Genomic DNA, 19,512 nt, shown 5'->3' with positions numbered 1-19,512 from the left:
GTGGCAGCCTAAGCAGCGAGTACCTAAAAGACGATCAAGGTCGACGTGGCCGTGGCGCAAAGTCTGCCGGTCTGGTCAAACAGGCTTGCTTTCGCAAAAGCTGCGCGTTTTCCGATAGACACGATCTTTCCAACCGCCCGCACCTTGCCACTGCGGGCAGTCAGCGGGTGCAGATAGGATATCTTGATCTCGGCCGTGGTATAAGCCTGTCCAGATCGCAGCTCGGTATGCGCGGCAATGCCGCAAGCACTGTCCAGCATGGCTGCGGCATAACCACCGTGGACCGTGCCCATCGGATTATAGTCCTCCTCCCCTGGCGTTCCCTCGAACACCGCGAGCCCTTCGCCCGCTTCGACCAGAGACACGCCCATCTTGCGACCAAAGGGGGGCTGAACCCCGCCAGCGATTAGCGCCTGTACCTGTTCCAATCCGTTCATAGTCTTGTCTTCCATGCCTCAACCACCGGCTCGATTCTCCGCGCCCTGCCATCCGCCGCCCAGCGCCCGGAAGGCGGCAATCGCACCACGGCTGGCGCCTGCGCGCGCTTGCGTCAGCCCGTCACGCGTTTCCAGCAATCGGCGGTCGGCTTCGAGAACTTCGATCAGACTGACGACGCCCGCCTTGTAAGCGGCCTGCGATGACGATCGAGCGCGCTCCAGCGACGTCTCGGCCGCTGATAGTGCATTGGCCCGCGCCTCCTGCCGGAGCATCAGCGAAAAGGCATTCTCCACATCCTCCGACGCGCGCAACACCGTCTGGCGATAAGCCGCAAGCGCCTCAGCATTGCGGCCTTTGGCGAGTTTGATTTCGGCATCGATCCGGCCAAAATCGAACAGCCGCCAGCGCAGACCGAGAAACCCACTGCCCTGGACTGCACTCCCGCCGAACAAGGTGCCTGGACTGGTTGCCGCAGCACCGATCAAGCCGTTCAGCGAGAATTTCGGATAATATTCCGCAGTCGCCACCCCGATCCGTGCATTGGATGCAGCAAGGGTACGCTCGGCAGCGATGATATCCGGGCGTCGGCGCAACAGGGTTGTCTGTCCTTGTGCCGTGGTGATGGCAGGCGGGGCCGGAACCGGCAGCGGCGCTGCAAGCTCTGCCCGCGTCGTGCCGGGCGGCACGCCCAGCAGCACATCGAGCGAATTCATCGCCGTATCAAGTTCATTCTCAAGCGCCGGAATGCCCGCACGGACCTGCCCAAGAGCGCCTTCGGTTTGGCGCAACTGCAACTCGGCTGCCACACCCCGCTGGAACTGGAGCGTAATCAACCCGGCAAGGCGCGCTTGGACGGCTTCCTGGTCCCGCAGGATACGCAACCGTTCCTGGAGCCCGCGGATGGCGACATAGGTGTCGGCGGTCTGCGCGATGATCGCGAGCCGTGCGGCAACCGCACCAGCCTCAGACGCCTGCCAATCCGCACGGGCCGCATCACGGGCAGCATCCTTGCCGCTGAACAGATCGATTTCCCAACTGGCTGACAGTCCGGCATCGTAGGCCCCCGTCGAACGATCAAAGCTCGGGAATGCGCTAGCCGCTTGCCCGATCGGGGTTTCGAGAGACTGGTAATTGACGCCAGCCTGAGCATTCGCCGCACCTGATGGTGCCAACCCGGCATTGGCAAAGCGAAGAGCTGCGCGGGCCTGCATGACCCGCGCTTCAGCCTGTTTGAGATCCAGATTCTGCGCGATGGCACGTTCGATGAGGCTTGTTAGCAAGGGGTCATCAAAGGAACGCCACCACTCAACCAGATCGATCTTTGCGGCGTCGCCTGCGCGTGCAGCGATTTCGTCCGACGCGAGGAAGGTGTCGGACATGGCCATGCCGGGCGGAGCATAGCCCGGGGCAACAGCGCATCCGCCAAGCAGCAGCATCGCCAGGGTGCAGGTTTGCAAACGGATTGGATGGCGCATCGCGATTTCCTCGAAGATATAGTGACCAATGACTTTATTAGTCACTATTTGTCAATCGCCGAGTTTTTTGCTAGGGCCGCACGATGACCACAACCCATGCTGCTCCGGAAAGCTCCTCCCGCGGTCCTGCGGACCATGCCGTACGCGACCAGATCATCGCAGCGGCCCATGATTATTTTGCGCACTACGGATACGAGAAGACTACGGTCGCCGATCTTGCCCGCGCCATCGGTTTTTCCAAGGCTTATATCTACCGCTTCTTCGAATCGAAGCAGTCCATTGGCGAGGCGATTTGCCTGAACACCACCGGCAGGCTGTTCGACGCGGTTCAGGCGGCCGTCGATACCGGGCAAACCGCGACGGAAAAGATGCGCCTTTTCACGAGCACGGTGACTGCGGCCGGACTTGACCTCCTGTTCAACGAACGGAAGCTTCATGCAATTGCGGCCCATGCGTCGACCGAGAACTGGCCTTCGGCGTCGGTCTATACCGATCGGCTGCGGCGTCTCATCGAAGCCATCATCAAGGAAGGTCGAGAAACCGGCGAGTTCGAGCGCAAGACGCCTCTGGACGAGACGACCCGTTCGATCTTCTACGCCATGATGCCCTTCATCAAGCCGATCTTTCTCGAGCACAGTCAGGACATTCTGCCGCGTGCACAGCAGGATGTGACAGCGCTGATCCTGCGCAGCTTGGCTCCGTGAGAGCGAGTCTTGTGACCAATTGACATTTTGGTCACAAGACTACATTCATGCCTTCGACTCAAACAGAAGGCATCCCATGAGCGCGACCGCACGCACAACAACATCCTCTCCTGTGCGCTCGCGCGGCCACCTAACCAGCAAGGCGGAGGAAAGCATCGTCTTGCTAGCGAGCCCTGCTGTCCGTCAGGTCACGGTCGCCCTGATTGGCGGGCTGGTTGTAGCGGCCTCACTTGCAGGCTGCAGCGAGGCAGAAACCGATCCACGTACTCTTGCCCCACTGGTGCGAGTGATGAAGGCAGCGCCGATGGCAGCGGGCGCGCAGGAATATACAGGTGTCGTCGCAGCGCGAGTGCAAAGCGACCTCGGGTTCCGCGTCGGCGGAAAAGTCGTTGCACGCTATGTCGAGGCTGGTCAGATTGTCCGACGCGGGCAGCGACTGATGCAGATTGACGGATCGGACCTGACGCTCGCCGCGCGCGCGGCCGAAGGGGGCGTCGCCGCAGCCCGCGCGCGCGCCGAACAGACAGCAGCAGATGTGACTCGGCTGAAAGGCTTGGTCGAGGCGGGGGCTGTCTCTGCATCAGCCTATGATCAGGCCAGAGCTGCCGCCCAAGCGGCCCGCGCTCAGCTAGCAACTGCGTCCGCAGAAGCCAGGGTCGCTCGCAATCAGGGTGGTTACAGCCTCCTCGTCGCCGATGCCGACGGGACGGTGGTGGAAACGCTTGCCGAGCCGGGACAGGTTGTCGGTGCAGGACAGGTCGTCGTGCGGCTCGCACGCTCCGGACCGCGTGAGGCGCTGATTGATTTGCCCGAGAATGTCCGGCCTGCCATCGGTTCCGTGGTTCAGGTTCGGACCTATGCCGGCGCGAGAGCAACAGGCACCCTGCGACAATTGTCAGATGCCGCCGATCCGCTGACCCGCACCTACGAAGCCCGCTACACTCTGGGCGGTGCCGCCACAAAGGCCCCGATCGGTGCCACGGTGACGGTGGCGCTGCCGCAAGCAGGGGGGACGGGATCGCGCCTAGCCGTGCCGCTCGGCGCGATCCGCAACGGCGGCACGGGGCCGGGGGTATGGGTGGTCAGCGCGGGCAAGACGGCCAGGGTCGCCTGGAGGTCGGTCAGCATTGCGAGCGTGGACGAGGAGTCCGCGTATCTAACCGGCGGTGTCAGGCCCGGCGATGTCATCGTCGCCATGGGCGCGCATCTGCTGCGTCAGGGCCAGGCTGTGCGGGTGTCGGGGAAATGAGCGGCGCAGGACAGACGGAGGCTGGCGGCGGCTTCAACCTCTCGGCACTGGCAGTGCGAGAGAAATCGGTTACCCTTTTCTTCCTGATCATCACTGTCCTGATTGGCATATTCGCCTATACGAATATTGGGCGGGCCGAAGACCCGTCCTTCACCATCAAGACGTTTACCGTGGCAGCAGCATGGCCAGGCGCGACCGCTCAGGAGATGCAGGATCAGGTCGCCGATCCGCTGGAAAAGCGCCTGCAGGAACTTGAGCATTACGATCGCACCGACACCTTTACCCGGCCTGGTTTCGCGTTCCTCACCGTCTGGCTGAAAGACACGACCCCACCCGCCAAAGTTCCGGAGCAGTTCTATCAGGCCCGCAAAAAACTGTCCGACGAACAGCGTCAACTGCCCCGCGGGGTGGCCGGGCCCTTCGTCGATGACGAATATGGCGATGTCAGCTTTGCGCTCTATGCCCTGAGCGCAAAGAGCGTGCCTCATCGCCAGTTGGTGCGCGATGCCGAAATGCTGCGTCAGCGCCTGCTGCACGTCCCGGGCGTCAACAAAGTGAAGCTGCTGGGTGAACAGGCCGAACAGATATTCGTCGAGTTCTCGCCAGAACGGCTGGTAACCTTGGGCATTTCACCGCGCGATGTGCTGCAGGCGCTTGGCCAGCAGAACCTGCTGACACCCGCCGGTTCGCTTGAAACCAAGGGGCCAACGGTTGCCGTGCGGCTCGACGGGGCGTTCGACGATCTGGATAAAATCCGTGACCTGCCTGTATCGGGCAACGGTACGGCGGTGCGGCTGTCCGACGTGGCGACCGTCAAGCGCGGCTATGAAGAACCAGCCACCTACAAGATCCGCAGCCAGGGCGAAGAGGCGCTGATGCTAAGCGTGGTGATGAAGCCTGGCTGGAACGGGCTCGCTCTCGGCAAGGCTTTGAATGCGGAAGTCGAGAAGATACGGCGCGAGATGCCCCTGGGTATGACGCTTGAGAAGGTGGCCGATCAGGCGATTAATATCGAAGCAGCGGTAGGCCAGTTCACCAAGACCTTCATTGAGGCACTGGTCATCGTCCTCATCGTCAGCCTCATCAGCCTGGGCTGGCGGGTCGGCATCGTGGTCGCAGGCGCCGTTCCTCTGACCCTTGCGATCGTGCTGGTGATTATGTGGGCCACCGGGCGCGTTCTGGACCGCATCACGCTGGGTGCTCTCATTCTGGCACTCGGACTTCTGGTCGATGACGCGATCATCGCCATCGAGATGATGGTGGTGAAAATGGAAGAGGGCTACGACCGGATCAAGGCTTCAGCTTATGCGTGGAGCCACACGGCCGCGCCGATGCTGGCGGGCACGCTGGTGACCGTGATCGGCCTGATGCCGGTGGGCTTTGCGCAGTCAACTGCGGGCGAATATGCCGGCAACATCTTCTGGGTGGTCGGCTTTGCGCTCATCGCCTCGTGGTTCGTGGCTGTGATCTTCACCCCCTATATGGGCGTCAAGCTTCTGCCTGCGATCAAGCCGGTCGAAGGCGGGCATGATGCCATCTACCGCACCCCGCGCTACGAGAAAGTGCGCGGCTGGATCGGCTGGGCCGTCCGGCGCAAGAAGCTAGTCACTCTGGTGACCCTGGCTGCTCTCATCGTGTCGGGCGCGAGCATGGCACTGGTCAAGAAGCAGTTCTTCCCGTCATCCGACCGCCCCGAATTGCTGGTAGAAGTCTATCTCCCCGAAGGCACGGCCATCGACACCACCGGCAAGTCGGCGACCGATGTGGAAGCATGGCTGCGCAAACAGCCTGAGGCCCAGGTTGTGACCAGCTATATCGGTCAGGGCGCGCCCCGGTTCTACCTCTCGCTCAATTCCGAATTGCCCGATCCAGCCTTTGCCAAGATCATCGTTCAGACCGCGGACGAGCAGCAGCGCGATGCGCTCAAGTGGCGATTGCGGCAGGCCGTCGCTGACGGTCTTGCGCCGATGGCCCGCGTTCGCGCGACGCAGCTTGTTTTTGGTCCGCCATCGCCTTTCCCGGTCGCCTTCCGGGTGAGTGGGGCCGATATCGGCCAAGTGCGCGCCATTGCTGAAAGGGTCAAGGTTATCCTCGATGCGGATCCGATGATGCGCACCGTCAACCTCGATTGGGGCGACCGAGTACCTGTGATGCGGGTCAATCTCGATCAGGATCGTCTGCGCGCCTTTGGCCTGACCTCGGCCAGTGTTGCCGAGCAGCTCCAGTTCCTGCTGAAAGGCGTGGCGGTGAGCCAGGTGCGGCAGAATATCCGCGCTGTCGATGTCGTCGCCCGCTCCTCCGGTTCGGACCGCTTCGATCCCTCGAAGCTGGGCAACTACACGCTTGTCGGGGCTCAGGGTCAGAGACTGTCGGTAAGCCAGATCGGTCGTATCGAGGTACGCATGGAAGAGCCAATTCTGAAGCGCCGCGACCGGGTGCCGACCATCACCGTGCGCGGTGACATTGCCGAAGGGTTGCAACCGCCAGATGTTTCCACCGCTATCATGAATAAGCTCCAGCCTGTCGTCGACAGTCTTCCGACCGGCTACGCCATTGCAATGGGCGGCTCGATTGAGGAGTCCGGCAAGGCGAACAAGGCGCTCGCCCCGATCTTCCCGATCATGATCCTGCTGATGATGGTGGTGATCATCCTGCAGGTGCGCAGTCTTTCGGCGATGGCCATCGTACTCATGACGTCGCCGCTGGGTCTGATCGGCGTGGTTCCGGTCCTGCTGATCACGGGCATGCCCTTCGGGTTCAACGCGATTCTCGGCCTGATTGCGCTCGCGGGCATCCTGATGCGCAATACGCTGATCCTGATCGGCCAGATCCACTACAACGAGAAGGCGGGCCTTTCCCCGTATCGCGCGCTAGTCGAAGCCACGGTCCATCGCTCCCGTCCGGTGATCCTGACCGCACTGGCCGCTGTGCTCGCCTTCGTGCCGCTGATTTCCTCGGTATTCTGGGGATCCATGGCCATCACCTTGATTGGCGGCACCTTGGGCGGCACCGTTCTGACACTGCTGTTCCTGCCGGCGCTTTATGCTCTGTGGTTCAAGATTGGTCCGGACGCGGACGACAAGGACCATCCGGAAACAGGCAGCCCCGCCATCCCACTGCAAGCTTTTCCTGCCTGAGCCGAGCCGTGCTGCGAGACTAAAACGATAGAGAGGGACCAATGGCAGCAGACAAAACGAAACAGACGGTCTGGCAACGCATCTGCGCTGCGCTCTACGAGCTCGATGCCGCCTTCGATCCCGCCGTCTCCGTGGAGGAGCGCTTGGCCACGCTCGAAGCGCGGGTGGATGCGCTCGAGTGCGCGTCGCACCGCAAGGCATCTCGGAAGCCGATGGAATGAGCTTGCCTGCATCCTCTGCCCCCGCCGTATCGGCACCTGCGGAACAATCTCCATCGGCGAGGCGCGTAGCCATGTTGCGATCGGGGCCGGTTTTCCAGACCCTTGTCTTGCTGACCCTACCCAACTTCATTTCGCTGGGGTCATCTGCAGTCGTTTCGATCGCCGAAACCGCCTATGTGGGCAAAATCGGCGTTTCCGCGCTGGGAGGGATAGCGCTGGCATTCCCGGTGTTCATGCTGATGCAGATGCTTTCTGCCGGCGCGATGGGCGGCACTATCTCGGGTGCCATCAGCCGGGCGCTCGGCGCAGGCAACCGTGACATGGCATTGGGATTTGCCCTTTGCGGGTTTGCGATTACGCTGATCTTCGGACTACTTCTCGCGGGGCTTGTGCGCGCGTTCGGTGCCCAAATCTATGCTGCGCTGGGCGGCAATGGGTCGGTGCTGCAAGAGGCATTGGCCTATTCGAATGCGGCCGCCTGGGGGCTTCCCGCAATCTGGCTGGCGAACGGCTTTTCTTCCATCCTCCGGGGATCGGGAGTTATGTCCGTTCCGGCCACGACCCTGCTGGGCGCCGGTATCGGCCAGGTTGTTATCGGAGGTGCGCTCGGGCTCGGCATCGGGCCTTTTCCGCAATTGGGCATTGCGGGCGTCGCGATTGGGCAAGTGGTGGCCTATTGGGTCGCGGCAGCTGTGCTGCTCTTCTACCTGCGGACGGACAGGGTGGCGGTGGGGCTTCGGTTTGACCTTGCTGCCTTGCAACCGAGCTATGCGACCGCGCTTTTGAAGGTGGGCGCGATCGCCATGCTGTCTCCCTTGCTATCCGTCGTGTCAGTGCTGATACTCACCCGGATCATCGCTAGTTTCGGCCCGGAAGTCCTCGCCGGCTACGGCATAGGCGTGCGGCTGGAGTTCCTCTTGATCCCGATTGCCTTTTCGGTGGGCGTGGCTGCCCTGCCGATGGTCGGTACCGCGATCGGGGCGAATGATGTCGATCGAGCCCGCAAGATTACCTGGACCTCGGGAGGACTGGTATTCCTTGCGGTGGGGTTGATCGGCTTAGGGGCTATCCTTGTTCCCGGCCTATGGGTCGATCTGTTTACGAAGGTAGCGGCGGTTCGCCAGGCTGCCTATGACTATCTCACCATAGCTGGCTTCGGCTACGGCTTCTTCGGCGTGGCCCTGTGCTTCTATTTTGCCTCGCAAGGCGCAGGCCGGATCGGCGGGGTGATTGCGGCACAGTCGCTGCGCACCGTGATCATCGCGCTGGGCGGCTGGTGGCTACTTGCATCATCAGGCTCCGCCAGCGGGCTCTTCATGCTTTCGATGGTCGCCATGGTGGCGACGGGCGTCGGCACGGTGCTGGTCGTGAAGCTCAGCAAATGGGGTTGACGCGGAAAGGCGCAATCATGCCATCTGGCCAAGGTTCGGCTGCCTGCAATAATCAGCACGCCGCCGCAGATCGGCATGACTTCACCCAAAGCTGGCAGAACAGTGCTGCCGGAAGCTACGCGCGCTTCACATCGCCCGTGCCGACCGATGCAAAACAAGGAGACAACATCCATCTAATGGCGCAAGCTGAGGAGGAAAATACTCCAGTCTTACTGATGAGCTTTGCTCGAACAGTCGTGACTGTTCAATAAGCGAACCTCGGCTCGAAGCGGATTCCTGCATGCTGACGATACTCGACCACAGGCCGAGATTCAGTCCCGAATGCGGTATGGCGGCTTCGGGCGAAACGAGACGTTCGATTTGGCTGTCTTGAATGATCGGCTCTGGTCTGCAGCCGACACCACGGTATGCGCCCAAGCCATTTCGACCTATATCGTGCGCCGGGTTCTCGCCAGTTCGCAAGCCTTTGACCTTGGCCTTGGCGCGCTCGGCAAGAGGATCAAGGCCACCACCATCCGATAGACATTGAGCTTGGTGAGTGTGGCCACCTGCCTGGCCGAAAGTTTGTTACGTGCGCAAAGGCATGATGCACGCAAACTGGCGGCTTAAATTCGCAATTCAAGCCATAACTCCAGCCATAATTTCGGCGCTCGCTTAAAGCGATTTCCGGTGAACTTCAGTGAATGCAAGACCCACACAAAAGCAGGGCAATCCGGGCTTTCTGCGCGTTCGCCTTGGTTCGTGAAAGTGTGCTGAAATGCAGCACCTGGCGGAGCGGGAGGGATTCGAACCCTCGATACGCTTTTGACGTATACTCACTTTCCAGGCGAGCGCCTTCGACCACTCGGCCACCGCTCCGCATGCACTGGAAGGCGGGCACTAGCGGCATGTGGGTGCTTTCGCAAGACGTTGGTTCCTGCAATGATGCACAAATGTCATTGTTTCTGTTTCTGGCCGCATCGGTCGCCGCTGCTATGCCCGCAAAGCCTGCGAACGCAGTGCTGTCTCCGGGAGAAATCGTCAGCGCGGCTCCGGCTGCGGACTGGCGGGCAATGGCCGCGGACGATCTTCTGGTGATGGATCTAGCCGCCGATACCGCAGCGCTTCCTGCAGCACCGCCTCGGCGAATCGTAATCCAGCTTCTGCCGGAACCGTTCTCGCAAAGCTGGGTGGGCAATATCCGCACGCTGGCAGCCGCGCGCTGGTGGGATGGCACATCGGTCTATCGCGTGCAGGACAACTGGGTGGCGCAGTGGGGCGATGCTGATGGAGAAGATGCGGCAAAGGCCAAGCCCTTGCCGCCGGGGATCGCCGCCGTGCCCGAAAGCGAATACGTTCTGCGCCCCAGCGCCACATCACGCGACGTCAGCCATGAAGAACTCGACATGTGGCTGGCCACCATCGCCGGCACCCATGCGGCGTGGCATGCGCTGACGCACAAGCAGGCGCGGATCAAGGATGCCGATCCTTATGCCGATGAAACCTTCTTCTTCCGGGGTTGGCCGCTGGCCGCATCGAAGACCGGTCCCAGCGCATGGCCTGTACACTGCTATGGCTCGGTCGGCGTGGCCCGCAACCCTTCGCCCGATACTGGTACCGGGACCGAACTTTACGCGGTCATTGGCCATGCACCGCGCCAGCTTGATCGCAACATTGCGGTGGTAGGCCGTGTGATCGAAGGGATGCAGTTTCTGTCTGCCCTGCCGCGCGGGCCTGCGCCGATGGGGGTCTATGTCAATCCGTCGGAACGCACGCCGATCCTTTCGGTCCGCCTCGCCGCGCAAGTGCCCGATCTTCCGATCTATGAATATCTTTCCACCGAAAGCGGGTCGTTCCACACTTATGCCGAAGCCAGTGCCAACCGGCGTGATCCCTTCTTTATCCAGCCCGCAGGCGGGATAGACATATGCAACCTGAAAGTTCCGGTGCGGCGCGCGAAATGACGTGTGAACCTTTTGAACTGACCGCCAGCCTCTGGCGCTGGACTGGTGCGGCCAATGGTGGAGACTGGTTTTTCGTCACCATCGATGGTGATGCAGGCGAAGCGCTTTCTGCCACCGCGCTGATGCACCGGTTGGAAACCGGTCGCCGGGCCGGTTGGGGCGCGGTCAAGGTAGAGGTGAGCGTTGGCGCAACCTGCTGGCGCACATCGGCCTTTCCCAGCAAGGAGCGCGACGGCTGGATCGTTCCGGTAAAGGCCGCCGTGCGCAAGGCCGAAAGGCTTGTCGAAGGCACGCCGTTCACTCTCCTCCTCTCGTTCTGAAAGCTATCATGACGCCCTGTTTCAATGTTGCGCTCGTTGGCTATGGTTATGCTGGCAATACCTTTCACGCCCCGCTGATTGCGGCAGAACCGCGGTTACATCTTGCCGCCGTGGTTTCGCGCGATGCGGCAAAGGTTCGGGCGGATTTCCCTGATATGCGTGTCGAAGCAGACATTGCCGTCGTGCTGGCTGATCCCGGTATAGATCTGGTGGTAATCGCCACCCCGAACGATAGCCACGCCCCGCTGGCCCACACGGCCATCGATGCTGGCAAGGCCGTGGTGGTGGACAAACCGCTGGCGCTGACCCTTGCCGAAGGACGCGGCATTGCCGACCATGCGGCCCGGCGCGGCACGTTGCTGTCGGTATTCCACAACCGCCGTTGGGATGGAGATTTCCTGACGCTTCAACGTATGATTGGCGAAGGGCAGATCGGACAGGTCGCCCATTTCGAAAGCCATTTTGACCGTTTCCGCCCGGTCGTGCGCAATCGTTGGCGCGAGAACCCCGGCCCCGGCAGCGGCGTCTGGGCCGATCTTGGACCGCATCTTGTCGATCAGGCGCTGTGCCTGTTCGGTATGCCGGAGCGCGTCATGGCGAGCGTTGGAACCTTGCGCGATGGCGCGCAGACCGATGACTGGGCGCATGTCGTGCTGGAATATCCGCGCCTGCGCTGCGTGCTGCATGCCGGAATGCTGGTGGCGGGCGGCTCCCCCCGGTTCGTGGTGCATGGCGACAAAGGCAGCATCGTCACCCATGGGCTTGATCCGCAGGAAGGCCAGCTTGTTGGCGGAATGCGCCCCGGAGCGGCAGATTGGGGGTATAATGGCGCCGTGCTGGATCTGTTCGATGGCGATGGCATAAAAACCGCGCTGCCCATTGCCGCTGGCGATTATCCCCGGTTCTATGCCGATATCGCCGCCGCGCTGGGTGGCGCAGCGCCGCCGGTGAATGTGGCACAGGCGCTTGACGTGATGGCCGTGGTCGAAGCGGCAGCACGCGCTGCGAACTGTGGCGTGGCCCAATCCGTCACAAGCTTTTCGCCGGGGGGTTTACAGGGTTTACACAGTCCAGAGAGCAAAGTGTAAACCCTGCGACGCGCAGATGAAACCGGCCACCAACCCGGCGGAAAAACGCCGGGATTACAGTGCCTCGGTACCAATATGGACGTTTCAAAGAACGCCTGAGACAGTGTTCCAATCGTCGCGTGTAGGACAGCGCCCACCGGGCACAACTACATCCAAAATGGTAAGCTTTTGGAAAAAGCTCAACGCCCGCGCAGAACCATCTCCACCGCTTCAACAATCTGCTGCACGGAAAACGGCTTGGCCAAAAAATGCATGTTGGGAATGTCGATCTCGCGGCGAAGCTGTTCTTCGGCATAGCCCGACATGAACAGGAACGGCAGATCGGGTTTGAGCGCGCGGATTTCGCGGGCCATGGCAGGGCCATCCATCGTCGGCATGACCACGTCGGACACCACCATGTCGAATTTCGCACCGGTGCCGATGGCCTCCAGCCCTTCTTCGCCATCGGCAGCCGTGATCACGTCATACCCCTGCCGCACAAGCGCGCGTTCGGCCACGGCGCGAACGGTGTCCTCATCCTCAACCAGCAGTATCTTGCCGCCTCCGGTCCATTCGCGCTTTGGTTCATGCTTTGGCCGCACGGCTTCGGCTACTTCGGCCGCGTCGGGCACATGGACTGGCAGATAGATGACAAAGCGCGCAAACCGGCCCACTTCGCTTTCGGCAAAGATGAACCCGCCCGATTGCTTGACGATTCCGTAGACGGTCGACAGGCCCAGCCCGGTGCCCTTGCCCTTTTCCTTGGTGGTGAAGAACGGCTCAAAAATCTTGCCGATCTGCGCGGGCTTGATGCCTTGCCCATTATCTTCCACCACCAGCGCGGTGTAATCCCCAATCGGCAGGATTTCGCTTTTCATCGCGCGCACATCGGCGGCGGTGACACGGCGCGTCATCAGTTTGACAACCCCGCCACCTTTCGCGCCACTGGCGGCCAGCTTGTCGTTGATGGCATCGCGCGCGTTCACGGCAAGGTTGAGCAAAACCTGTTCGAGCTGCGTCGGATCAGCGCGGACAAAGCCCAGATCGCGGTCGTGCGTTACTTCCAGCGTGATCTTTTCACCGATCAGCCGTTTGAGCAGAGCCGAAACTTCGGCCACCACATCGGGCAATTGCAACACTTGCGGACGCAAGGTCTGCTGGCGCGAAAAGGCCAGAAGCTGCCGCGTCAGCGATGCGGCGCGGTTCGAATTGGCCTTGATCTGCTGGATGTCGTCATAATCGCTGTCGCCCGGCGTATGGCGCATCAGCATCAGGTCGCAATAGCCGATGATGGCCGTCAGCACATTGTTGAAATCGTGCGCCACACCGCCGGCAAGCTGACCCACCGCCTGCATCTTGGTCGCCTGCGCAATTTCGCGCTTAAGCCGGGTTTCCTCGGTCGAATCCTTCAGACTGATAAGCACCGCGCCTTCGCCCAGTCCGCGCACACCAGCCAGACTGAACGATACAGGCTCCTCTGGCGCGGCGCGCAGGCGCACGGCCACGTCCCCCGCCATGGGCTGCCCCTGCCCGTAACGACGCACCGCATCGGCCAGCGCGCCCTTGTCTTCGCGGATCACCAGATCGGAAGGATAGGGCGGCGGAATGGTATCGTCATGCCCGACCGCCCGCAGGAAGGCCGCGTTGGCAAACAGGAACCGCCCGTCACGATCGGTCATCGCAAGGCCGAGCGGCAGGCGTGACAGCAGCGCTTCAATCTGCGGCAGGCCAGCGCGCACTTCGCCAATACCGCCCTGCCCGAACCCTGCACTGTCGATCAGCACAAACAGCGATGCGGTGCGCGCCGGATCGACATTGGCCACACCATCGGGATCGGCAATGGGCAGATGAACCAGCCGAACGGGAACGCCTTTACGCCCTTCACGGGCATAAAAAATGCGCTCAGCCTCATCACTGGCAAGAAACGACACGAAATCCGCACCACCAAGCGTGCTGCCCGCATCGCCGGTGGCGCGCTGGACAAAGGCCGGGTTAGCGGCGGCGATCACGCCTTCGGGCGTGACAACGGCGGCCTGTATGCCTTCGCGGGCCAGTGCCCGGCCGAGCTTTCCGCCGACATGGCTGGCCATTTCCGACACCAGATCCTGAGTGACCACGGCCTTGAAGCGCCAGACAAGGAAATCTTCGCCCCGGCCCACGCGCGTAATTTCTGCGCGCCATGCGCCCGATGCTGTTTCCAGTGGCTGGGCGATGGCAGTGCCATCACGCCAGGCGGCGCGCATGGCCGCGTCCAGCGCGTCAACCGAGGCCCGGTCCAGCGGCAGGCGTGGCGGCGCGGCCGATGTGCCGAACCATTGCCCCATCAGCGGATTGGCACAAACCAGCCGTCCGGCACGATCGGTAATGGCAATACCCGTATCTGGCCGATCAATGGCAGCATTGGTCACCGACCAGTCGGGTTCGGCATAGTCGACGGCAGCGGCAGCTCGACCGGGCCGGACGGCAAGGCACAGCGCAGATGCAACGACAGCCACCCCGCCGAGAAAGCCGCCTGCGATCAGCGGTTCACCCGAAATGCCCCACAGCAGTCCGGCGCTGCCAGCAACCGCACCGCCCAGCATCAACCAATCACGCAAAGGAGTGCGCGCGGCCGAGTTATCTTCCGGCTGCCCCCCCGCGCCCGGCATCAGTCAGGAAAATCCCGCGCGGCAGCGCGCAACTGGCGTGCCTTGCGTTTGTGGGCGGTCCACCAGCGCCAGCCTAGCGCCGATACGATATAGCCCACAATGGCGGCCACCAGCGATATCAGGAACAGCCCGATAACCAGCGATGGCGCGGCATCGCTGCCCAGCCACCCCAGCCAGTCGGACACGCTGGCCCCGCGCGTCACCAGATCGCTGACGGCGGAGAAATCGGCATGAAAGCCGAACTTGTTGCCCACCCAGATTGCGCCAGGCAGGAAAACGAACAGCGTGGTTGGCGGGATCGACACGAATGTCATCAGCGCGGCGAGCGGAATATTGCCACGCACCGGCACACACATCAGCGCCGCGCCTACAATTTGCACACCGGGAATCAGCGCGAAGATTCCGATGAACAGCCCTGCAGCCACCCCGCGCGGCACCGAGCGGCGGGTAAAGCGCCACAGTTCATGCCGCGCGGCAAGCGGGCGGGCGAAGCGGTTGTGCTCCATCTGCTCGCGCGTTGGCATGTTGGCCCGTGCCCAGTTGACGATCTTTTCGAACATCGTGACTTGCGTTCTACCCGTTTCCCAACCGCCCCGCCAAGGGACGATATGACCGTCTCTAGGCCGTCTGCGCTTTCGGAAAGGTGAAGCGCATCACCCCCTGAACGCTTAACCGTGATCTTTCATGATCCGGGCCTTGTCGCGCTTCCAGTCACGTTCTTTCATGGTGCTGCGCTTGTCGGCGGCGTTCTTGCCCTTGGCCAGCGCCAGTTCCACTTTGGCGGCGGCCCCGGCTGTTGAAATAGATCGACAGCGGCACCAGCGTCATGCCCTTGCGTTCAACCGCGCCATGGAACTTGGCAATTTGCCGTTCCTTCAGCAGCAGCTTGCGCGGGCGCTTGGGCACATGGTTGAAGCGGTTGCCGTGGCTGAATTCGGGCACATTGGAATTTACCAGCCAGACCTCGCCGTTTTTCACCTCGGCATAGGATTCAGCAATCGATCCTTCGCCAAAGCGCAGCGATTTCACCTCGGTTCCGGTAAGGCAGATGCCTGCCTCATACTTGTCCTCGATGAAATATTCGAAGCGCGCCCGCCGATTTTCGGCGACCACTTTCTTCTTGTCGAATTCGGGATGAACGGGACGGGCCATAATCCCGTCCATGTAGGGCCTGACCCGACAAAGCGAAAGTGGCACTTCGCACTTTGTCGGGTCAAAGCGGTCAAATCAGGCCGGCGTGTTCCAGCGCTGCGTCCACCGCGTTGCGCGCAGCTTCGTTGCAGGCGACCATCGGCAGGCGCAGTTCATCGCTGATGTCGGGGAAAACGCGGCTGAGCGCATACTTCACCGGCCCTGGCGAGGCATCTTCGAACATGGCGTAGTGCAGCGGATAGAGCTTGTCGTTCAGCTCACGCGCCTTTTCCAGATCGTTGGCGGCACAGGCCGCCTGAAAATCTGCGCACAGGCGCGGGGCGACGTTGGCCGTGACCGAAATGCACCCCACCGCACCCGCAGCATTGGCGGGCAGCGCCAGTTCATCGTCCCCTGAAAGCTGGCAGAAGGTCTTTCCAATGCCCATGCGGTGATCGGTGACGCGCGAAAGATCGCCGCTGGCGTCCTTGATGCCGACGATCTTGCCGGGGAAACGCTTGGCCAGTTCGCACACCGTTTCGGGCAGGATGTCGGTGACAGTGCGGCCCGGCACGTTGTACAGGATGATCGGCAGATCGTTGTGTTCGGCCAGATAGCTGAAATGGGCGATAATGCCGGCTTGGCTGGGCCGGTTGTAGTAGGGAGCAACACACAGCGCGGCCTGTGCGCCACACTTGCGCGAGAAGTTCATGTGCAGCAGCGCATTCATCGTGTCGTTGCTGCCGCATCCCGCAATCACCGGCACGCGGCCCGCTGCCTGTTCGACGCAGACTTCGATCACGCGGTGGTGTTCAGCATTGGAAAGCGTTGAAGCTTCGCCCGTGGTGCCGCAGGGAACCAGCGCCGAAGACCCGTTCTCGATCTGCCAGTCGACAAGACGGCGGAACGCCTTCTCGTCAAACGCTCCATCGCGAAAAGGAGTCACAAGGGCCGGAATGGAGCCGGAAAACATGGACAATATCCCTCAATCTATCCCATTATAGCATCTGGTTCACGACGAACCGTGCCCGAAGGGGTCTGTTCAGCGCCTGATAAGGAGCCGCTCCATAGTATGTCCGGCATGGACGTGAAAGCCTTGATCTTGCGGTCGGGTGTTGCAGGACTTCTTCTGCAGACCCTAGCCGCTTCCAGCGCAGTGCATGCCAGCGGGGGTAATTCCGCCGATGGCTCGGACTGGGACCGCGCGCGCGCGAATCTTGTGGCCAGCCAAAGCGGGCAGATGATGAACGGGGTTGAGCGGTGGAAGCTGCTGTCCAGTTCCAACCGCTTCAGCTTTTCGGATTATTCGAACTTCCTGCTGAGCTATCCCGGCTTTCCGGATGAGGAAAAGCTGCAACGCTATGCCGAGCTTTCGCTGGAACGCGAAACGCCCGAAGCCAGCCGTGTTGCCGCCTATTTCGACCGCAAGCCGCCGCTGACCAATGTGGGCCGCGCACAATATGCGCTGGCGCTGATGGCCATGGCCCGCCCCGAAGCGCGTGAAGCTGCGCGCTCCGCATGGCGCGGCGGCGCGATGACCGACGCTGCGGAAAGCGCGCTGTTTTCGGCGTGGGGACCGAGCTTTACCGCTGATGACCATGACGCGCGGATGGACGCGCTGCTATGGTCTGGCGCAATGGATCAGGCCGCACGGCAGATCGTCCATGACGCGCGGATGGACGCGCTGCTATGGTCTGGCGCAATGGATCAGGCCGCACGGCAGATCGTGTGGGTCAGTCAGGCGCGTAAAGCGGTGGACGGTGCGCGGCTGGCGGCCATGCGTGGGGGTGATCCCTATGCCGCCGTAGCCGGTGTTTCCACCCAGATGCTCAATAGCGATCCGGGCTTTGTTTTTCAGCGCGTGCGCCAGTTGCGCAAGGCTGGCAATGGCGCAGGCGCGCGGGCTTTTCTGGCCAATCGCCCGCTGCTCGCCCGTCAGCCACTGGACCGGGAAAAGTGGGTTGAGGAATTGCTGGTCAACGCCCGTGCCGCGGCGACATCAGGCGATGCGCGCACCGCCATGCGGATTGCGGCCAGCATCGACGACGCTTTTGCCCCCGGCGAGGATGTGAGCCAGACCGCCTATGGCCTGCGCGATGATTATACATCGCTGATGTGGCTGGGCGGCACGCAGGCCTTCATGAACATTGGCGACCCTGCCAGCGCGGCCCCGCTGTTCTGGCGCTATGGCGCGGCGGCGCGAACGCCGGGCACCCGGTCCAAAGGGTTCTACTGGGCGGGCAAGGCGGCGGCGCGCGCCGGGCAACAGACCGAAGCCCGTCGCTATTTCGAAGCTGCGGCGCAATATGCCGACCAGTTCTATGGCCTGCTGGCGCTGGAACGACTGGGCCGCCCGGTGCCAGCATTTGCCACCGATTCCAGCGCGCAGGCATCGCCTGACGAACGCAGCCGGTTCTTTTCGCAGCCACTGACGCTGGCCGTGCGCGAGCTTGCCCGCAATGGCGACTGGCGCACAACGATCCGCTTCTTCAAGGAAGTGGCCGAGCAGCAGCAGACCGAAGGCCAGCACATGATGGTGGCGCAATTGGCGCGCGACCTTGGCCGACGCGATCTGGGCGTGATTGTGGGACAGGCCGCAGCGGCGCGCGGCTATCTGGATTTTCAGCACATCGCCTTTCCGCTGATCCCGGTGCCCGCAGGGTATGAAGCCAAGTGGACCGGCATTCACGCGATCAGCCGTCAGGAAAGCCAGTTCGCGCAGAATGCCGTCAGCCATGCAGGCGCACGCGGCCTGATGCAGTTGATGCCGGGCACGGCCAACGAACAGGCAGGCAAGCAAGGGCTGTCCTACAACGCATCGGCGCTGACCGAAGATGCAGGTTACAACATCCAGTTGGGATCAGGCTATTTCGCGCGGATGCTCGATTACTACAACGGATCGTGGCCGCTGGCCGTGGCGGCCTATAACGCTGGCCCCGGTAACGTGAACAAGTTCCTGCGCACCAATGGCGATCCGCGCAATGGCAGCGTCGACTGGATCGAATGGATCGAACGCATCCCGCTTTCCGAAACCCGCAACTATGTGCAGCGCGTGCTGGAAAACGCCGTGGTCTATGAAGCGATGAACCCGCAATATGCGACTTATCGGGGAAGCAATCCGATGAGCCACTTTATCGGGAAGCGTGAGCCGGGGTGAGGCTTTTTGCCCAGCGTCCGGATGCGGAATAGCCTTACCCTGGTTCAAGTCCGGGGCGACGTTTTGGCTGTTGGGCATTTGTGGCGTGGATTGCACTTGTCGGCCCTCCTCCGCTCATTTTAAAGCCACCCCATGAAGCCTGACGGACACCCCATTACCCCCGCCGGATTTGCCGCCTTGCGTGCGCGGTACGACCATCTGCTGGGCACCGAGCGGCCCGCCATTGTCGAGATCGTCAGTTGGGCCGCGGGGAATGGGGACCGGTCGGAGAACGGCGACTATCTTTATGGGCGCAAGCGGATGCGCGAGATTGATCGGGAGCTGGCGTTTCTGGCGCGGCGGATGAAGGCGACGCGGGTGGTTGATCCGGCGCGGCAGGAAGATCGCAGCCGGGTGCTGTTTGGCGCCTGTGTCGAGATTGCCGACGAGGACGATAACCGGCGTGTGCTGACCATAGTGGGCGACGACGAGCAGGACGCCACCAACAACCGGATCGGCTGGAGCGCGCCTATTGCCAAGGCATTGCGGGGCGCGCGGGTGGAAGATTTGCGCGTGGTGCGGCTGCCTTCGGGAGAGAAGGAGTGGGAGATCATGAGCATTTCCTATCCTGACGCCGCAGGCTAAAGCGGCT

The 19,512-nt window shown here is 62.0% G+C and carries 16 protein-coding genes, 1 tRNA gene and 1 pseudogene; 11 read left to right on the top strand and 7 right to left on the bottom strand.

Annotated features, from left to right (window positions below; translation table 11 throughout):
- Positions 1 to 23: 23 nt before the first annotated feature.
- On the bottom strand, positions 24 to 452 hold the full coding sequence (locus OVA07_RS09975) for a PaaI family thioesterase (protein ID WP_268171277.1): 429 nt from the start codon (positions 450 to 452) through the stop codon (positions 24 to 26).
- Between the two features lie 3 nt (positions 453 to 455).
- Positions 456 to 1,913 carry an efflux transporter outer membrane subunit gene (locus OVA07_RS09970; RefSeq protein ID WP_268171276.1) on the bottom strand — a complete coding sequence of 486 codons (1,458 nt, stop codon included), beginning with the start codon at positions 1,911 to 1,913 and terminating at the stop codon, positions 456 to 458.
- A gap of 83 nt (positions 1,914 to 1,996) precedes the next feature.
- Here OVA07_RS09970 and OVA07_RS09965 point away from each other — a divergent pair, with 83 nt between their 5' ends.
- The 6 genes from OVA07_RS09965 (at position 1,997) to OVA07_RS09940 (ending at position 9,137) form a co-directional block, all read left to right on the top strand.
- The gene (locus OVA07_RS09965) at positions 1,997 to 2,617 is read left to right on the top strand and encodes a TetR/AcrR family transcriptional regulator (protein WP_268171275.1); all 621 of its coding nucleotides are present in this window, start codon (positions 1,997 to 1,999) and stop codon (positions 2,615 to 2,617) included.
- A 160-nt stretch (positions 2,618 to 2,777) separates the two neighbouring features.
- Positions 2,778 to 3,866 carry an efflux RND transporter periplasmic adaptor subunit gene (locus tag OVA07_RS09960; protein WP_268171274.1) on the top strand — a complete coding sequence of 363 codons (1,089 nt, stop codon included), beginning with the start codon at positions 2,778 to 2,780 and terminating at the stop codon, positions 3,864 to 3,866.
- A complete protein-coding gene (locus tag OVA07_RS09955; RefSeq protein WP_268172673.1) occupies positions 3,863 to 7,003 on the top strand; it encodes an efflux RND transporter permease subunit in 3,141 nt (1,046 codons plus the stop codon). Before OVA07_RS09960 ends, OVA07_RS09955 begins: the two co-directional genes overlap by 4 nt.
- A gap of 41 nt (positions 7,004 to 7,044) precedes the next feature.
- Positions 7,045 to 7,224 carry a hypothetical protein gene (locus OVA07_RS09950; RefSeq protein ID WP_268171273.1) on the top strand — a complete coding sequence of 60 codons (180 nt, stop codon included), beginning with the start codon at positions 7,045 to 7,047 and terminating at the stop codon, positions 7,222 to 7,224.
- A gap of 71 nt (positions 7,225 to 7,295) precedes the next feature.
- Positions 7,296 to 8,615 carry an MATE family efflux transporter gene (locus tag OVA07_RS09945; protein WP_268171272.1) on the top strand — a complete coding sequence of 440 codons (1,320 nt, stop codon included), beginning with the start codon at positions 7,296 to 7,298 and terminating at the stop codon, positions 8,613 to 8,615.
- A gap of 360 nt (positions 8,616 to 8,975) precedes the next feature.
- Positions 8,976 to 9,137, top strand: coding sequence for a hypothetical protein (locus tag OVA07_RS09940; protein WP_268171271.1), 162 nt, complete (start codon positions 8,976 to 8,978; stop codon positions 9,135 to 9,137).
- Positions 9,138 to 9,382: 245 nt separating this feature from the next.
- Here the strand turns inward: OVA07_RS09940 and OVA07_RS09935 are convergent.
- A tRNA-Ser gene (locus OVA07_RS09935) sits at positions 9,383 to 9,473 on the bottom strand.
- A gap of 74 nt (positions 9,474 to 9,547) precedes the next feature.
- Between OVA07_RS09935 and OVA07_RS09930 the strand changes: the two genes are divergently transcribed.
- From OVA07_RS09930 to OVA07_RS09920, 3 genes are read left to right on the top strand one after another with little or no spacing between them, the layout of a single operon-like run.
- Positions 9,548 to 10,558, top strand: coding sequence for a peptidylprolyl isomerase (locus tag OVA07_RS09930; RefSeq protein WP_268171270.1), 1,011 nt, complete (start codon positions 9,548 to 9,550; stop codon positions 10,556 to 10,558).
- Positions 10,555 to 10,878 carry a DUF1905 domain-containing protein gene (locus OVA07_RS09925; protein ID WP_268171269.1) on the top strand — a complete coding sequence of 108 codons (324 nt, stop codon included), beginning with the start codon at positions 10,555 to 10,557 and terminating at the stop codon, positions 10,876 to 10,878. The genes OVA07_RS09930 and OVA07_RS09925 overlap by 4 nt, the downstream gene beginning before the upstream one ends.
- 8 nt (positions 10,879 to 10,886) lie before the next feature.
- A complete protein-coding gene (locus tag OVA07_RS09920; protein WP_268171268.1) occupies positions 10,887 to 11,966 on the top strand; it encodes an oxidoreductase in 1,080 nt (359 codons plus the stop codon).
- A 179-nt stretch (positions 11,967 to 12,145) separates the two neighbouring features.
- Here OVA07_RS09920 and OVA07_RS09915 read toward each other — a convergent pair whose 3' ends face one another.
- The 4 genes and pseudogenes from OVA07_RS09915 to dapA all read right to left on the bottom strand — a co-directional run bounded on the left by OVA07_RS09915 (position 12,146) and on the right by dapA (position 16,697).
- Positions 12,146 to 14,593 carry a hybrid sensor histidine kinase/response regulator gene (locus tag OVA07_RS09915; RefSeq protein WP_268171267.1) on the bottom strand — a complete coding sequence of 816 codons (2,448 nt, stop codon included), beginning with the start codon at positions 14,591 to 14,593 and terminating at the stop codon, positions 12,146 to 12,148.
- A complete protein-coding gene (locus OVA07_RS09910) occupies positions 14,593 to 15,153 on the bottom strand; it encodes a DUF2062 domain-containing protein (protein ID WP_268171266.1) in 561 nt (186 codons plus the stop codon). The genes OVA07_RS09915 and OVA07_RS09910 overlap by 1 nt, the downstream gene beginning before the upstream one ends.
- A 108-nt stretch (positions 15,154 to 15,261) precedes the next feature.
- Positions 15,262 to 15,745: pseudogene (gene smpB / locus OVA07_RS09905) on the bottom strand (SsrA-binding protein SmpB).
- 70 nt (positions 15,746 to 15,815) lie between these two features.
- Positions 15,816 to 16,697 (bottom strand): 4-hydroxy-tetrahydrodipicolinate synthase, encoded by an 882-nt coding sequence (dapA, locus tag OVA07_RS09900; RefSeq protein ID WP_268171265.1) that lies wholly within the window; start codon positions 16,695 to 16,697, stop codon positions 15,816 to 15,818.
- A gap of 99 nt (positions 16,698 to 16,796) precedes the next feature.
- On the opposite strand from dapA, the gene OVA07_RS09895 reads away from it, so the two are divergent.
- Positions 16,797 to 18,881 (top strand): lytic transglycosylase domain-containing protein, encoded by a 2,085-nt coding sequence (locus OVA07_RS09895; RefSeq protein WP_268171264.1) that lies wholly within the window; start codon positions 16,797 to 16,799, stop codon positions 18,879 to 18,881.
- 132 nt (positions 18,882 to 19,013) lie between these two features.
- A complete protein-coding gene (greB, locus tag OVA07_RS09890; protein WP_268171263.1) occupies positions 19,014 to 19,505 on the top strand; it encodes a transcription elongation factor GreB in 492 nt (163 codons plus the stop codon).
- The last annotated feature ends 7 nt before the right edge of the window (positions 19,506 to 19,512 follow it).

Source organism: Novosphingobium sp. SL115, from assembly GCF_026672515.1.
Taxonomy (GTDB): domain Bacteria; phylum Pseudomonadota; class Alphaproteobacteria; order Sphingomonadales; family Sphingomonadaceae; genus Novosphingobium.
Note: the sequence above shows the minus strand (reverse complement) of the source record. Positions and strands in the feature narration are given on the sequence as shown.

Excerpts from the sequence above, each read along its gene's own strand:
- OVA07_RS09975 (WP_268171277.1), bottom strand. The coding sequence starts at position 452 with ATGGAAGACAAGACTATGAACGGATTGGAACAGGTACAGGCGCTAATC.
- OVA07_RS09970 (WP_268171276.1), bottom strand. The coding sequence starts at position 1,913 with ATGCGCCATCCAATCCGTTTGCAAACCTGCACCCTGGCGATGCTGCTG.
- OVA07_RS09965 (WP_268171275.1), top strand. The coding sequence starts at position 1,997 with ATGACCACAACCCATGCTGCTCCGGAAAGCTCCTCCCGCGGTCCTGCG.
- OVA07_RS09955 (WP_268172673.1), top strand. The coding sequence starts at position 3,863 with ATGAGCGGCGCAGGACAGACGGAGGCTGGCGGCGGCTTCAACCTCTCG.
- OVA07_RS09950 (WP_268171273.1), top strand. The coding sequence starts at position 7,045 with ATGGCAGCAGACAAAACGAAACAGACGGTCTGGCAACGCATCTGCGCT.
- OVA07_RS09945 (WP_268171272.1), top strand. The coding sequence starts at position 7,296 with ATGTTGCGATCGGGGCCGGTTTTCCAGACCCTTGTCTTGCTGACCCTA.
- OVA07_RS09930 (WP_268171270.1), top strand. The coding sequence starts at position 9,548 with ATGTCATTGTTTCTGTTTCTGGCCGCATCGGTCGCCGCTGCTATGCCC.
- OVA07_RS09925 (WP_268171269.1), top strand. The coding sequence starts at position 10,555 with ATGACGTGTGAACCTTTTGAACTGACCGCCAGCCTCTGGCGCTGGACT.
- OVA07_RS09920 (WP_268171268.1), top strand. The coding sequence starts at position 10,887 with ATGACGCCCTGTTTCAATGTTGCGCTCGTTGGCTATGGTTATGCTGGC.
- OVA07_RS09915 (WP_268171267.1), bottom strand. The coding sequence starts at position 14,593 with ATGCCGGGCGCGGGGGGGCAGCCGGAAGATAACTCGGCCGCGCGCACT.
- OVA07_RS09910 (WP_268171266.1), bottom strand. The coding sequence starts at position 15,153 with ATGTTCGAAAAGATCGTCAACTGGGCACGGGCCAACATGCCAACGCGC.
- dapA (WP_268171265.1), bottom strand. The coding sequence starts at position 16,697 with ATGTTTTCCGGCTCCATTCCGGCCCTTGTGACTCCTTTTCGCGATGGA.
- OVA07_RS09895 (WP_268171264.1), top strand. The coding sequence starts at position 16,797 with ATGTCCGGCATGGACGTGAAAGCCTTGATCTTGCGGTCGGGTGTTGCA.
- greB (WP_268171263.1), top strand. The coding sequence starts at position 19,014 with ATGAAGCCTGACGGACACCCCATTACCCCCGCCGGATTTGCCGCCTTG.